We start from the raw sequence: 15,320 nt of genomic DNA, 5'->3' as shown, positions 1-15,320 counted from the left end.
CTCATGCGAGAGAATGGATTATTCGGTATTAGCCCCGGTTTCCCGGAGTTATCCCCATCTGAAGGGCAGGTTGCCCACGTGTTACTCACCCGTCCGCCGCTAACTGTTGGAAGCAAGCTTCCAACAGTTCGCTCGACTTGCATGTATTAGGCATGCCGCCAGCGTTCGTCCTGAGCCAGGATCAAACTCTCCATAAGAGAAATTCGATTAGCTCGAGTTTCATTTGCTGGCATCAATTAAGATACTCATTTTGTTTATGTCATCGTTAAATGCATAAACTGTATTTCGTTAACGTTTTGCTGTTCAGTTTTCAAGGTTCATTTCGTTAGTCTCTCGTAAGAGGCAACTTTCTTATATTAACATCTCATCGTTTTGTTGTCAACACTTTTACTTAAAAAGTTTTTATTGTTAAGTTTGATGTTTTCGCAACTGCTTGATGCGACGCTTATAAATATACCACCCTATTTATGAGAATGCAAGCACTTTTATAAATCATTTTTAATAATCCTTGAAAACACCATACCTACAATGAAATACGGATATGCTTCCACTATAAATTCCAATGTAGAAATGCACACCCGCATAAAATAGCTTACTTTCCTCATTGTTTACAAAGTTATTCTATTAAAAGATCTTAACTATAGAAATTCTTCTATTAGACGATAGATCAGTATGCGTGCCCGTATCTAGAACTTTCACGATTGGACGCAACGGGAAGTCACGGTGCAAGTAAATGACTTCTGCTATCTCGTCAGTCGTAAGTTTTACTTTTGTTCCAATCGACAGCTTATTGATCAGTTCGTGAAGTACTTCAATTACCTTCATATCAAACTTGCCGAATTCCTCTTCCCTCATTAACTCGATTACTTTAAAAGAACTTTCCTTCTGTCTGTACGGTCTTTCGGATGCCATAGCGTGGTACACGTCCGCCACTGAGAGTATTTGAGAGATTTCTGTAATCTCCTGCCCTTTCAGTCCTCTTGGATAACCGCTACCATCAAAGCGCTCATGATGCTGCAAAATCGCTACTTTCATTTCCTGACGTACTAATGAAGAATCGTTGACCATTTGGAAACTGTGAATGACATGCTTTTTCACTTCACTTAGCTCTTCACTCGTTAAAAATGCTACTTTATCGATAATCTTTTCATCAATTTTTGCCATACCACTGTCTGCCAGTACGCCAGCTATTCCAATTTGAAGTACTTGCCCTCTTGGATACCCCATTGCTTCACTTATTAAGGCTGCCAGAATGCCGACACTAATAGAATGGTGTGCGCGATAGTTTTGTAATGTAGAAAACTCATTTAGTCTTCTGACGTAGTCCTTATTCTCCAAAAATGCTTGAATTACAGGTAAAACAATTGTACGCACGGCTGCAACGTCCAATTTCTTGCCTGATCTATAACTAATGAATTCTTTTCTGTATGACTCTACTGCTTCATCGTATAGCGTTTCCAAAGACCTTGATTTTGTAGGAGCATTTTGAGTCATCTGCTTCTCTACTTCTGGAGTTAATTTTACCTCCGTTATTTTCTCCGTCGGTCCTTGTTCTATTTTACTAAGTGCCTTTGACTCGACCAGCACGCGGGTAATACCAAATGAATGAAGTACTTCAAAATGCTCTAGCATTAACTTGGTGTCTTTAACCATAATGGGATTTCGTGTATTGGCATACAAATCCTCTTTAAGAAAACTACCTGGTATTAATTCATTTACCTCTTTATAAATATCCAACGCTATCACCTAATTTCCTCTTTGCTCTACCTATTAATATACAATATTCTCAATTATATGGATAGATACCTGAGTATTTTTTCCTAATAAAAGCAAAAAAAGTTATTGAAGTGACGTATTACGCCCCTTCAATAACTTTTCTTTATTCTTCTGAATCTGTTTCAGCTTCTAAGTCTGTATCTGGTTGTACTTGTTTAGACACTTCCAGTTGGCCTTCTATATCTTCTTCCAACTCTTCTTCAAGGTCATCATCTTTTTCTACCTTTGCGACCGTTGCTACACGTTCGTCATCAGCTAATCGAATGAGTCGTACACCTTGTGTTGATCGGCCAAATATAGAAATATCACCAATTGACATACGGATTAAGATCCCGTGAATCGTAATTAACATTAAATCTTCTTCGCCGTTAACCGACTTCATCGCGACAATACTACCGTTTCGATCCGTCATATGCATTGTTTTTAATCCATAACCGCCACGTGATTGAGCTCGGTATTCACTTTCATGTGTGCGTTTGCCATATCCCTTTTCAGTAACTACTAGAATATCGTCACCTTCATCTACGATATCCATGCCAATTACTTCATCCTCTTGACGCAATCTAATACCACGTACACCCGCAGCAGTTCTGCCGAGCGGACGGATGCTTTCCTCGTCAAAGCGGATCATCATACCTTGTTTGGTACAGATTGCAATATCTGACTTTCCATCAGTTGATCTAACAGAGATCAGTTCATCGTCTTCACGCAATCCTAATGCAATTAAGCCGTTCGCACGAATATTGGCATAGTCCATAATCGACGTTCGTTTAATAACACCTTGTTTTGTCGAGAAGAATAAATAGTGATCTTCAGTAAACTCATCGATTGGGATCATTGCTGTAACCTTTTCGCCTTTTTGGAAGTCAAGTAGGTTAATTATCGGCAATCCTTTGGCAGTTCTGCTGTATTCAGGAACTTCATAGCCCTTTTTACGGAATACACGGCCTCTGCTCGTAAACAGTAAAATCGTGTCATGCGTTGAAGTATTTAGTAAGTGCTCTACAAAGTCATCTTCATTTGTGCCCATACCTTGGATTCCACGACCGCCACGTTTTTGACTGCGATACGTATTAGCTGGCAGTCGCTTAATATACCCTTGGTGAGTTAATGTCACAATGGAGTTTTCCACTGGAATTAAATCTTCATCTTCAAGCATTTCAGAACCACCAAGCATAATCTCTGTTCGACGTTCGTCAGCAAAACGTTCTTTAATTTCGCTTAATTCTTCACGGATAATTTCAATTAATTTCAGTTCATCCGCTAAAATTGCACGTAATTCAGCAATAAGTGTCAGCAACTCCTGGTACTCTGACTCGATTTTGTCTCGTTCTAATCCAGTTAAACGTTGCAGACGCATGTCGAGAATAGCTTGAGACTGGCGATCAGATAACTCGAATGTCTCCATCAAGTTTGCTTTTGCTTCAGCCGTTGTCTTGGATGCACGGATTAGTGCAATGATCCGATCAATATGATCAAGCGCTATACGTAATCCTTCCAAAATATGTGCACGATCTTCTGCTTTATTCAAATCAAATTGAGTACGTCTGCGAATGACTACCTTTTGGTGTTCTAAGTAATGGTATAGAATTTCCTTCAACGACAATACTTTTGGTTGCTTGTCTACCAGTGCCAGCATATTGATTCCAAAACTAGTCTGCAAGGCAGTTTGTTTATATAGATTGTTCAATAATACGTTGGCATTCGCATCTCTTCTTACTTCAATGACAATACGCATACCTGTACGGTCTGATTCGTCTGCTAAGTGTGTAATGCCGTCAATCTTCTTATCACGCACGAGCTCTGCAATTTTCTCAATTAACTTCGCCTTATTTACTTGGAATGGAATTTCATTAACGATAATCGTTTCACGGCCATTTGCGGCTGTCTCAATTTCCGCTCTTCCACGAATGATCAATGAACCCCGACCCGTTTCATAAGCACGACGAATTCCACTACGCCCAAGTATCATACCGCCAGTTGGGAAATCGGGACCTGGAATGATTTCCATGAGTTCTTCGGTTGTAATTGCGCTATTCTCTGCCAAAGCAAGTACAGCGTCTATCGTTTCACCGAGGTGATGGGGTGGGATGTTTGTTGCCATACCTACGGCAATTCCCGATGTACCGTTTACCAACAAGTTGGGATAACGACCTGGCAAGACGGCAGGCTCTTTTTCCTGCTCGTCATAGTTTGCTTGGAAGTCGATTGTATTTTTATTGATATCACGCAATAACTCCATTGCAATACGAGACATACGAGACTCCGTATACCGCATTGCAGCCGCTCCGTCACCATCAACAGAGCCGAAGTTACCGTGTCCATCTACTAGCATATAGCGATAACTGAAATCTTGAGCCATCCGTACCATCGTGTCATATACCGCACTATCGCCGTGCGGGTGGTACTTACCAATAACGTCCCCTACAATACGGGCTGACTTTTTATGCGGTTTCTCCGCAGTGATGCCCAAGTCATGCATAGCATACAAAATGCGGCGATGTACGGGCTTCAAACCATCTCGAACATCCGGAAGCGCACGAGAAACGATAACGCTCATCGCATAGTTCAGAAATGAAGTCTTCATTTCCGTATTAATATTTATTTCCTGCACTCCGCCTTTTGGCAAATCTGCCATGTTGTCAAGCTCCTTTCACCACTTACATCTATGAGTTCGGTCATTGCTAAATAATCTGTCACGATTAATCAAGTATCGATATTTTGTACGTAAACTGCATTATCTTCAATGAACTTTCTGCGTGGTTCTACTTCATCACCCATTAGTTCTTCAAACGTTTCATTAGCTTCTATTGCGTCATCCATACGGACTTGTAGGAATGTGCGTTTATCAGGATCCATTGTGGTTTCCCATAGTTGCTCAGGATTCATCTCACCCAAACCTTTGTATCGTGTAATATCTGGCTTTGGTGAGGCAGGCATACTGCTCAGGATTTCTTGCAACGTTTCTTCGTCATAACAATATTCTTCTCTTTTTCCTGAACGGACACGATAAAGTGGTGGCTGTGCAATATATACATAGCCAGCTTCAATTAGCGGACGCATGAAACGGAAGAAGAAGGTTAATAATAATGTACGGATATGGGCACCATCAACGTCAGCATCTGTCATGATGACTAGCTTATGATAACGAGCTTTATCCAAGTTAAATTCAGGTCCGATTCCTGTACCGAGTGCCGTAATAATCATACGAATCTCTGCGTTCCCGAGAATACGGTCCAAACGTGCTTTTTCTACATTGAGGATTTTTCCTCGTAGCGGCAAGATTGCCTGGAAGTGACGATCGCGACCATTTTTCGCAGAACCTCCGGCAGAATCACCCTCAACGATATACAATTCACTGATAGCTGGATCTCTTGAGGAACAATCCGATAGTTTTCCCGGTAAACTCGAAATTTCTAACGCCGATTTGCGACGTGTCAATTCACGAGCGTTTTTCGCAGCCATACGTGCTCTTGCAGCCATCGTACTCTTACCTACTACCTGACGCGCTACTACTGGATTTTCAATTAAGAAACGTTGCAGTGCTTCGGAAAACAAAGAGTTCGTAATCGTGCTAACTTCTGAGTTACCCAATTTCGTTTTGGTTTGACCTTCAAATTGAGGATCAGGGTGCTTGATGGAGACGATAGCCGTCAGGCCTTCACGCACATCATCTCCGGTCAGATTGTCTTCTGACTCTTTCAATAAACCGTTTTTACGTGCATAGTCGTTAATCACGCGAGTTAAGGCAGTTTTGAAACCTTGCTCGTGTGTTCCGCCTTCATACGTATGAATATTATTAGCAAATGACAATAAATTTTCACCGTAGCCGCTGTTGTATTGCATAGCGACCTCAACAGTAATACCATCGCGTTCGCCTTCAATGTAAATTGGATCTTCAAAGATCGGCTCTTTATTTGCATTCAAATGCTGAACGTATGATTTAATTCCGCCCTCATAGTGAAACATTTCGGATACGGGTTCCTCACCACGTTCATCGGTAATACTAATACGCAAACCACGGTTTAAGTACGCAAGTTCACGCAAACGTGTGGCTAATATGCCATACTCGTATACCGTTGTTTCGGTAAAGATTTCAGAGTCCGCCTTAAAACGGATTGTAGTACCTGTTTCATCCGACTCACCAATGACTTCAAGCTCTTTTGAGACAGGGCCTCTAGAAAACTCAATTGCATATAACTTTTTATCCAGTTTAACATAGACTTCCGTCTTCTCTGACAAAGCATTGACGACTGAAGATCCTACGCCGTGCAAACCACCGGATACTTTATATCCACCGCCACCAAACTTACCACCTGCGTGAAGTACGGTCATAATGACTTCAACGGCTGGTCTACCTGTTGACTCCTGAATGCCGACTGGAATTCCACGGCCATTATCGGCTACTTTAATCCAGTTATCTTTCTCTATAGTTACTTCAATATGGTCACAATAACCTGCGAGAGCTTCATCGATACTATTGTCTACTATTTCCCACACAAGATGATGGAGCCCTTTTGCACTTGTTGTCCCAATGTACATACCAGGACGTTTACGGACAGCTTCAAGACCTTCCAACACTTGTATCTGACTTGCATCATAAGAAGTCTGCATATCCTTTTCTTCCATTGCCAAGGTGTTCACCTTTCCTTTCCAATACTATCAAACCGCAACAATCTAATCTCTAGGTAAAACAGATCCATCATGCACTTCAAAAATAGCTGCTTCCTGGATCGTGTTATGATCAATTCCTGCGATATTGGTTGTCGTCACAAATGTTTGAACTTGTCCTTGCATCGTACTCAACAAGTGTGACTGTCGGTAATCATCCAATTCGGATAACACATCATCCAGCAATAAAATTGGAGTTTCGCCCACTTCTTGCTTTACTAGCTCAATTTCCGCCAGTTTCAAAGAAAGTGCAGTCGTCCGTTGCTGTCCTTGTGAACCGTACGTTTGAATATCGTACCCATTGACAAAAAACTGCAAATCATCACGATGTGGACCTACCAGTGTAAGCCCTCGTTCTAATTCGCGTCTTCGCACACTCTTTAACTGATCAGCAAAAATCGTCTCCATCTCTTCAGCAGTCTGCCCAGAATGTAGGTCTTTTAAAGTCCCATATGAAACTTCCAGTGTTTCAAGACCACGTGAAATTCCTTGATGAATAGGATTTGCCCATTTTTGTAGTAATTCCATAAAGTAAAAACGCTTTAGAATAATTTGAACTGCCACTTGAATATACTGTTCTGTGTAAATATCGAACATTACATCCTGGAGATCCAATTTACCGCGATTTGCTTTTAACAATGCGTTGCGTTGCTTTAATATTTTTTGGAAATTGACCAAGTCATGCAAATAGACTCTCGAGATTTGTCCAATTTCCATATCTAAAAAACGCCTGCGCAGCTGTGGACTGCCCTTTACGATATTCAAATCTTCAGGCGCAAACATGACTACATTCATTTGGCCGACATACATACTCAAACGATTTTGTTCCAAATGATTGACTTTGGCTTTTTTCCCCTTTTTAGAAATCGTCAGCTCGATCGGCATATATCCAAATTTACGTTGGACGTCCCCTTCTATTTTACCACACTCTTGTTCCCAGCGTATCAGTTCTCGATCATTTGATGTGCGGTGGGATTTTGCCATTGCTAATACGTAAATAGCCTCCATGACATTGGTTTTCCCTTGTGCATTTTCACCGATCAATACATTCATCGTAGGAGAGAAATTTAATTCCAGAGCCTCATAATTTCGATAGTTCGTTAATTTAAGACGATCAATATGCATCCGACTGTCCAGATTCATCCGCTGACAGTTTGAATTTTCCTGCGCCCGGGATATTTACTACATCTCCGTCATATAATTTCTTACCACGTCGTTGTTCTGGTTCGCCATTCACGTAGACAATGTTTTCACCTAAAAACCATTTAGCCATTCCACCTGAGCTAATAACATTCGTCATTTTCAATAATTGACCTAGCGTAATATATTCTGAATTAAACTGTACGGTTTCCATTTTTACTCAATCCCTCATAATGTATTCTGTCTCTCTAGTTTACCTAACTTTTCTCAATAAGTAAAAAGGTAGCCAACATGTTGACTACCCGATTACAAGATATTTTCTTTAGTTACAAATTAAAACGTTCTAACCGGCAAAATTAATTGTAGAATTGCTTCGCTGTCAATTGACTTCAAGATGAATGGGCGCATGCTGCCGGTGAAATGAATCTTTAAATCTTGGCCATCAATTGCTTTTAAGGCATCCATCATATATTTTGCACTGAATGAAATTTTCAAAGGTTCCCCTTCAATATCCACAGCTTCTACCAACTCTTCTACATTTCCGACATCCGGTGAGTTAGAAGAGATTTGCACATGTGGACTACCATCTGTTGAGAAGTGCACGATATTATTCCGATCTTCACGAGCTAATAAGGACGCGCGATCAATTGCTTGTAATAAATTGCGTCCATTAATTGTGATAGACGTTTTGTATTCAATTGGGATCAGACGAGATGTGTCAGGGTAATTACCTTCCAGTAGTCTTGAATAGAACAAAACGTTGTGAAGCTTAAATAATACTTGTTGATTCGCAATAAAAATTTCTACAGCTGTAGAATCGTCAGGTAATATTTTGCTTAGTTCCTGAAGACTTTTACCTGGTATTACCGCATTGAATGGTGAGTTTGCTTGAATCTCAGGTGTCACAATTCGTCTAGCCAATCGGTGACTATCCGTTGCAATACAATACAGCTCATGCTCTTTCATAATCCATTGAACACCTGTAAGAACTGGGCGTGTCTCTTGTTGGGATACTGCAAATACAGTCTCTCTAATAAGTGATTTCATTAAGTCCGCAGGCATTTCAAAACGCTCTGCATCTTTTACATCCGGCAAAATGGGATATTCATCAGCACTTTGGGCAATGATATGAAATTCAGACTGTCCAGAACGAATATGCGTTTTCATTCCATCACGTAACTCAATCATGACTTCATTTGTTGGGAGCTTGCGAATAATCTCGTTGAAGACTTTTGCTTGTAACACCAATGTACCTGGTTGGATCGTTTGAATAATTTGAGTACCATCTTCTTCTACTGGAATGAAAGTGGATATCGTAATATCTGAATCACTTCCAGTCATCGTTAATCCCTTTTCAGTAATCTCTAATTTGATACCTGTCAAAATAGGCGTCGTTACTTTTGAACTGATCGCTTTCACTACATCGCTCAATCCATCCAATAATCTGTCTCTCATAATTTCAAACTGCATATAGATACCTCGCTTATATAATAATAATTAAGTAATTAAATATAGTAGTAATAGTAGTAGGGCCTGTGGATATGTGGAAAAGCCTTTTGAATGTATGAGAATCATAGTTTCCCACATGTGCATAATACGTGGACGACCCTGCACTACTTGTCCACAGTTATCCACAATACATTATGCTCTTCCTAATACCTTTTTAATATCTTGAATATCTTGTAGCAATGCTTTGTCTTCATCGAGCTGTTTGGAAATCTTCTCATGCGCGTGAATGACAGTTGAATGATCTCGGCCACCAAACTCCGAACCAATCTTCGGCAATGAGGAATCTGTGAGCTCTCTTGATAGATACATCGCAACTTGACGTGGAAATGCAATAGCCCGCGTCCGTTTTTTTGCTACAAAGTCTTCTAGTCTGATATTAAAGTGCTCACCGACTGCCTTTTGGATGTCCAGAATGGATATAATACGCGGGCGGGAATTTGGAATAATATCCTTTAATGCTTCAGCTGCCAGGTCAGTGGTGACATCAGCATTTACCAACGAGGAGTATGCAACGACGCGGATTAACGCGCCTTCAAGTTCTCTAATATTGGTATCAATCTGATTAGCAATATACAACATAACATCATTTGAAATGTCGACTAGACCGTCTGCTTTTGCCTTTTTACGTAAAATCGCAATTCTCGTTTCCAAGTCAGGTGGAGCTATGTCTGTGATCAATCCCCATTCAAAGCGGGAACGTAAACGGTCTTCCAGTGTAGGAATCTCTTTTGGAGGACGATCACTGGAAATAATAATTTGTTTTGATTCTTCATGCAACGTATTAAATGTATGGAAGAACTCTTCTTGTGTTTGTTCTTTTCCAGCTAGGAATTGAATATCATCAATTAAAAGAATATCTACATTGCGGTAACGATCTCTAAAATCGCCCGCTTTATTGTCCCGTATGGAGTTAATGAACTCATTCGTGAATTTTTCAGATGATAAATAGACTACCTTTAATGCAGGGTTTTGCTCCAGTACATAATGGCCGATTGCATGCATCAAGTGTGTTTTTCCTAATCCAACACCACCATATATAAAAAGTGGATTGTAGGCTTTTGCAGGTGCTTCAGCAACTGCAAGGGAAGCAGCATGGGCAAAGCGATTTCCTGATCCAATGACAAATGTATCAAAGGTGTACTTTGGATTTAGCATACCGGCTGAGTTGATCATAGGTGCTTTCTCTACTGGTTTCGGCTGTGTCTTTGGTAATTTAATATCGTTCTCCGCCAGATCTTGCGGAACGATAAATTCAACGATTCGATCTTCACCTGTCAATTCGGATAAGATCCCCGTGATCAAATGGACGTAATGTGTCTCGAGCCAATCTTTGGCGAATGAATTTGGAACAGAAATAGTTGCATGTTCAGCTTCATACGTCAGTAATTTTGTCGATTTTAACCACGTTTCAAAACTGGGTTTCGAAACCCTAGCTTCAATATTCTTTAATACTTGCTCCCATAAACTCGATAGATTTTCCAATCGTGTGCCTCCTTTACAATAAAATATTAAAAAGCCCGGAATACGCTTATGCACAGTATCCAAGGCTGTGGATAAAAATTATCGAAACATGTTGAAAAAACTATCCACACTGTATTCACATATGTGGATAAGATTTTAGCTATAAATTATATACACAACAAAAGCTTTTTAATTGTAACAGGGAAACTGAATATTGACAAGGAGTCTGATGATTTATGCACAATCCCATTAACTGTGCATAAAGTAGTTATCCACAGACCTGAATATGTGAAAAACTTGTCGACAAATGCCGGATTAAAAAATCCACAAATATAGGCATCAACATTTCATCCAGAGCATAACTTTCTCCCGCTGTGGATAAGTATTGTATGGAAATAGAAATGTTGTGAGTAGATCTCCCGAGTAGGAATAGAAAAGCATTGACATTCTTTTACTGAATCGCTATACTATTCAAGACTGTCATAGTAGGAAAAGAGACAATCAAAGCAGGAGGTGTCTTACGAAATGAAACGTACATTCCAACCAAATAAACGTAAACGCGCTAAAGTCCACGGCTTCCGCCAAAGAATGAGTTCGAAAAACGGCCGTAGAATTTTAGCAGCTCGTCGTCGTAAAGGAAGAAAAGTTCTTTCAGCATAAGGCCACTGACATCAGTGGTCTTTTTTTTAGCTATTAGAGCGATTTCAATTAACTAGTAGGTCTCCTCTATATAGTGGAGTAGCAGATTAAGACGGTAGAAAATAAAAGCAGGTGCTATTATGAAGAAAAGCCAGCGAATTAAAAAGAATAAAGAATTTCAAACAGTATTTAAAAAAGGAAAGTCTTTTGCCAACCGACAGTTTATTGTCTATACCTATAAGAAGGAAGATCAGCAAGAATTTAGAATTGGCCTATCCGTCAGCAAAAAGGTCGGTAATGCCGTTACGCGTAACAGGATTAAGCGTTATATACGACAATCGTTCCTGGAAATGAAAGATGAAGTCAAATCTGATCTAGATTATGTTATTATCGCAAGAAATCAAGCTGCCACGCTCGATTTCCATACGGCCAAAAAAAATCTGCGACATGTTTTAAAGATCGCAAAAGTCTTTAAGTGAAATTATAGTTCTACTTGGATGTAGAACGATCAAAGCCATCGTGTTACACTGAAAAAAATTTAAAATTGATCTTGCAACTGTTTGGAGGAAAAAATGTTGAAAAAGAAATTAGTGTTCCTTTCATTACTTGTTGTTGTCGCCGTATTCATGGCAGGTTGTTCGGAATTCCAACAGCCGATCACAGCAGAAAGTACAGGAGTTTGGAACGAATATATTGTTTGGCCACTTGTTACATTGATTATGAAATTCAAATCATGGCTAGGTACATACGGATTAGCGATTATCGTCGTTACGGCGATCATTCGTACTGCATTGCTTCCATTGATTATTCAACAAACGAAAAGTTCAAAGCGTATGCAAGAGATTCAGCCAAGACTTAAAGCGTTGAAAGAGAAATATAAATCAAAAGACGCTGTCACACAGAAAAAGTATCAAGAAGAAATGCAACAGATTATGATCAACGAAAAGATTAATCCAGTTGCAGGATGTCTACCGGTTATCATCCAAATGCCAATATTTATTGGTTTCTACCACGCGATCAGCCGGATGAATGCCACACCAACGATTGAGTTAGGCAACTTCCTGGGTGTTGCACTTGGTTCACCAAGTATTATATTTGCAGTCATCGCTGGTTTGTTCCAATTAACGGTTTTACGTACAGGACCCGCAATGGATAACCCACAGATGAAGATGATGATGTACATCATGCCATTTATGATCATGGTATTCGGTTCATTCTTACCAGCAGCACTCGCTTTATACTGGATTGTTGGGAATATCATTTCACTGCTCCAAAACATTTTCATCTATAAGCCGTTTGATAAGCCGAAAAACGTCGAAGTAGTGAAAACAGGAGGGAAAAAGAAATGAAACAACTTACACAAAGGGCAGCAACCGTTGAGCTAGCAATTGAATCAGCTTTACAGGACCTGGGTGTAACAAAAGAACAAGTAGAGATACAGGTAGTGGAAAATGGCAGGAAAGGTTTTCTTGGTTTTGGCGTAAAGCAAGCGGAAGTGCTTGTAACTGTCTTAGAGAAATCGAAACCAGACCCTAAACCTGCTATCGCTCGAGTAACTGAATCGACACAGACGTTTACAGATGACGGTGAAATATTATCTCCCGTTACTAAGGCACCGCAAGTTGTTCAACAGCCTCATATTAAAGCAAAGCCATCAGAAAACGTTGTGGATATAAAGGAAAGTGAAAGAGTACCTGAAGCTAAGATCTATAATGAAAAAGATGCTATTGAAGAAACGAAACAGTACATTGAGGACATGGCAAAAGAAATGGGTATCGAAGATTTGGTTATTACGTATGAAACAAAAGGGAAGTACATCAATTTCCAGCTTGAAAGTGAAAAAGCAGCATTCTTAATAGGCAAAAGAGGACAAACGCTCAATGCGATCCAGCAATTAGCGCAACTCGTAGCCAATAAGGTAACAAAGCAATTCAAAATTGTTCGAATAGATGTTGCAGATTACCGTGAGCGCCGCGAGCAATCGCTCGAACAGCTGGCAGATCGCATGGCAGACCGTGCAGTACGTACAAAACGTCAAGTTGCGCTAGAGCCGATGCCTTCCTACGAAAGAAAGGTCATCCATAACGCGTTGTCACTCAGACTTGATATCGAGACATTTTCAGAAGGAAAAGACCCATACCGCCACATTGTCATCAAAGGAATTGAATAAAACTAAACCCCGCAGCGTTTTCTGCGGGGTTTTTTAATGCACCTAAAATATTAAGAATAATGATTTGAGTACGAGGGGATTGCACATTCGGTTAGATACGCTTTGCATGAGACGTGAATTGAGCTGCTTTCTTCGCTAAGGGCATATCTATACACCTGCGCTCACCGCGGATCCATAAGACATGCGACCGCCTAGAGCAAGATCCTTCATGGAGAATGAATTGTGAAGCATAAGCGAAGCATTGAGAGTACATCCTGGCACTTCAAATCACCACCTCAAAACTACCTTCACTTTCGGGCATATTTTCTGCATCTCACATATTTCTTCAAGAAACTTTCTACACTAGAAAGCTTGAAACGACAGTGTTCTTTGTCGACTGCTAGCACATGATAAATTACCGTGACGCTTGGTTCAAAATTCCTGAAATTATCCACATAATTTAAATTCGCGTGCTAGGAGATTCCGACGCTTTATGATAATATAGGTTGTTAGAAAGTAGTATTCGCTATAAAAGATATGCACATGTGCACAACAAAGCCAGGAAGGTGAAAAACTTGCATTTTGATACGATAGCCGCCATTTCCACTCCCATGGGAGAAGGAGCGATTGCCATCGTTCGTCTGAGCGGCGATGACGCATGGAAGATTGCAGACCGTATATTTCAGTCACCAGCAGCCAAACCACTCTGCGAACAACCATCGCACACGATTCATTATGGACATTTACATGATCCCGCCACTGAAGAATTAGTGGAAGAAGTCATGGTGTCGATCATGAAAGCGCCAAAGACTTTCACGCGCGAAGACATAGTGGAGATCAACTGTCACGGAGGTATCACTTCGGTCAATAGGGTACTTCAATTGGTATTGACAGAGGGGGCTAGATTAGCAGAACCCGGCGAGTTTACTAAACGAGCATTTCTTAATGGGCGGATTGATTTATCACAGGCCGAAGCAGTTATGGATTTAATCAGAGCCAAAACAGATAAAGCCATGAACGTTGCACTTAACCAGATGGAGGGGAAACTATCCCACTTGATAGGTGAATTGCGACAAGCACTACTCGAAACACTTGCACAAGTGGAAGTTAATATAGATTATCCAGAGTATGATGATGTAGAAGAAGTGACGATTCCTTTGATGATTGAAAAAGGAACGTGGGTAATGGATGAGATTGATGAATTATTGCGTACATCATCACAAGGAAAGATCTTGCGTGAAGGATTGTCGACCGTAATTGTAGGACGTCCGAACGTTGGGAAATCATCATTGCTTAACAGCTTAGTGCAGGAAAACAAAGCGATTGTTACTGATGTTGCGGGCACTACCCGTGATATTATAGAAGAGTATGTCAACGTTCGTGGAGTTCCATTGCGTCTTGTCGATACTGCAGGAATCCGGGAGACGGAAGATATTGTCGAGCGGATTGGTGTGGAACGTTCAAGGAAGGTACTGAAAGAAGCGGATCTCATACTATTGATGGTTAATAGCTCTGAAGCGTTAACAGATGAAGATGAGCGATTATTCGAAGTGGTTGCCGGCATGGATATGCTCGTCATCGTCAATAAAACGGATTTACCAACAAAGATTGATCTGGAACGAGTCTACGAAGTGGCGGGAAGAGATCGCGTGATTACTACTTCCATTCTTCAAGAGCAAGGTATTACCGAGTTAGAAGAAGCGATTGCCACACTGTTTTTCGAAGGTTCACTGGAATCCAATGACCTGACTTATGTATCCAATGCTCGCCATATCTCGTTACTAAAACAGGCACGCAATACGATTAACGATGCGGTACAAGCAGCACAAGCAGGAGTTCCTGTCGACATGATTCAAATAGATGTTACACGCACATGGGAAATCCTCGGTGAAATAATCGGTGATACCGTACAAGACAGTTTAATTAAAGAGTTGTTCTCAAAGTTCTGCCTCGGAAAATAATGATTTTATAAATG

General features: G+C 40.5%; 12 protein-coding genes and 1 rRNA gene. 5 read left to right on the top strand and 8 right to left on the bottom strand.

Translation table 11 applies throughout. From position 1 onward, the window contains the following. The 8 genes from H605_RS0111715 to dnaA all read right to left on the bottom strand — a co-directional run. Positions 1-197: ribosomal RNA gene (locus H605_RS0111715) — 16S ribosomal RNA — on the bottom strand; the annotation flags it as partial. A 427-nt stretch (positions 198-624) separates the two neighbouring features. Beyond that, on the bottom strand, positions 625-1,746 hold the full coding sequence (locus H605_RS0111710) for an HD-GYP domain-containing protein (protein WP_029054395.1): 1,122 nt from the start codon (positions 1,744-1,746) through the stop codon (positions 625-627). 133 nt (positions 1,747-1,879) lie between these two features. Beyond that, positions 1,880-4,414, bottom strand: coding sequence for a DNA gyrase subunit A (gene gyrA, locus H605_RS0111705; protein WP_029054394.1), 2,535 nt, complete (start codon positions 4,412-4,414; stop codon positions 1,880-1,882). 68 nt (positions 4,415-4,482) lie between these two features. Beyond that, a complete protein-coding gene (gyrB, locus tag H605_RS0111700; RefSeq protein ID WP_211225432.1) occupies positions 4,483-6,405 on the bottom strand; it encodes a DNA topoisomerase (ATP-hydrolyzing) subunit B in 1,923 nt (640 codons plus the stop codon). Between the two features lie 48 nt (positions 6,406-6,453). Continuing rightward, positions 6,454-7,572, bottom strand: a complete 1,119-nt coding sequence (gene recF / locus H605_RS0111695; RefSeq protein WP_029054392.1) for a DNA replication/repair protein RecF — start codon at positions 7,570-7,572, stop codon at positions 6,454-6,456. After that, positions 7,562-7,801: a S4 domain-containing protein YaaA gene (gene yaaA, locus H605_RS0111690; RefSeq protein ID WP_029054391.1), complete on the bottom strand. Its 240-nt coding sequence runs from the start codon at positions 7,799-7,801 to the stop codon at positions 7,562-7,564. Before yaaA ends, recF begins: the two co-directional genes overlap by 11 nt. Before the next feature lie 119 nt (positions 7,802-7,920). Next, positions 7,921-9,057: a DNA polymerase III subunit beta gene (gene dnaN / locus H605_RS0111685; RefSeq protein ID WP_029054390.1), complete on the bottom strand. Its 1,137-nt coding sequence runs from the start codon at positions 9,055-9,057 to the stop codon at positions 7,921-7,923. A gap of 171 nt (positions 9,058-9,228) precedes the next feature. Continuing rightward, positions 9,229-10,578: a chromosomal replication initiator protein DnaA gene (dnaA, locus tag H605_RS0111680; protein WP_029054389.1), complete on the bottom strand. Its 1,350-nt coding sequence runs from the start codon at positions 10,576-10,578 to the stop codon at positions 9,229-9,231. Positions 10,579-11,082: 504 nt separating this feature from the next. Here dnaA and rpmH point away from each other — a divergent pair. The 5 genes from rpmH (at position 11,083) to mnmE (ending at position 15,306) form a co-directional block, all read left to right on the top strand. Next, a complete protein-coding gene (rpmH, locus tag H605_RS0111675) occupies positions 11,083-11,217 on the top strand; it encodes a 50S ribosomal protein L34 (RefSeq protein ID WP_029054388.1) in 135 nt (44 codons plus the stop codon). 119 nt (positions 11,218-11,336) lie between these two features. Beyond that, complete coding sequence (rnpA, locus tag H605_RS0111670; protein ID WP_029054387.1) at positions 11,337-11,675, top strand: ribonuclease P protein component; 339 nt, start codon at positions 11,337-11,339, stop codon at positions 11,673-11,675. A gap of 93 nt (positions 11,676-11,768) precedes the next feature. Then, complete coding sequence (yidC, locus tag H605_RS0111665) at positions 11,769-12,545, top strand: membrane protein insertase YidC (RefSeq protein ID WP_198040303.1); 777 nt, start codon at positions 11,769-11,771, stop codon at positions 12,543-12,545. Beyond that, positions 12,542-13,366, top strand: a complete 825-nt coding sequence (gene jag / locus H605_RS0111660) for an RNA-binding cell elongation regulator Jag/EloR (RefSeq protein WP_029054385.1) — start codon at positions 12,542-12,544, stop codon at positions 13,364-13,366. The genes yidC and jag overlap by 4 nt, the downstream gene beginning before the upstream one ends. Positions 13,367-13,920: 554 nt before the next feature. After that, the gene (gene mnmE, locus H605_RS0111655) at positions 13,921-15,306 is read left to right on the top strand and encodes a tRNA uridine-5-carboxymethylaminomethyl(34) synthesis GTPase MnmE (RefSeq protein ID WP_029054384.1); all 1,386 of its coding nucleotides are present in this window, start codon (positions 13,921-13,923) and stop codon (positions 15,304-15,306) included. The last annotated feature ends 14 nt before the right edge of the window (positions 15,307-15,320 follow it).

Origin of the sequence: Sporosarcina ureae DSM 2281 (assembly GCF_000425545.1) — a bacterium.
Classification (GTDB): domain Bacteria; phylum Bacillota; class Bacilli; order Bacillales_A; family Planococcaceae; genus Sporosarcina; species Sporosarcina ureae.
The sequence above is the reverse complement of the archived record's forward strand: the minus strand, read 5'-3'. Positions and strand labels throughout refer to the sequence as shown.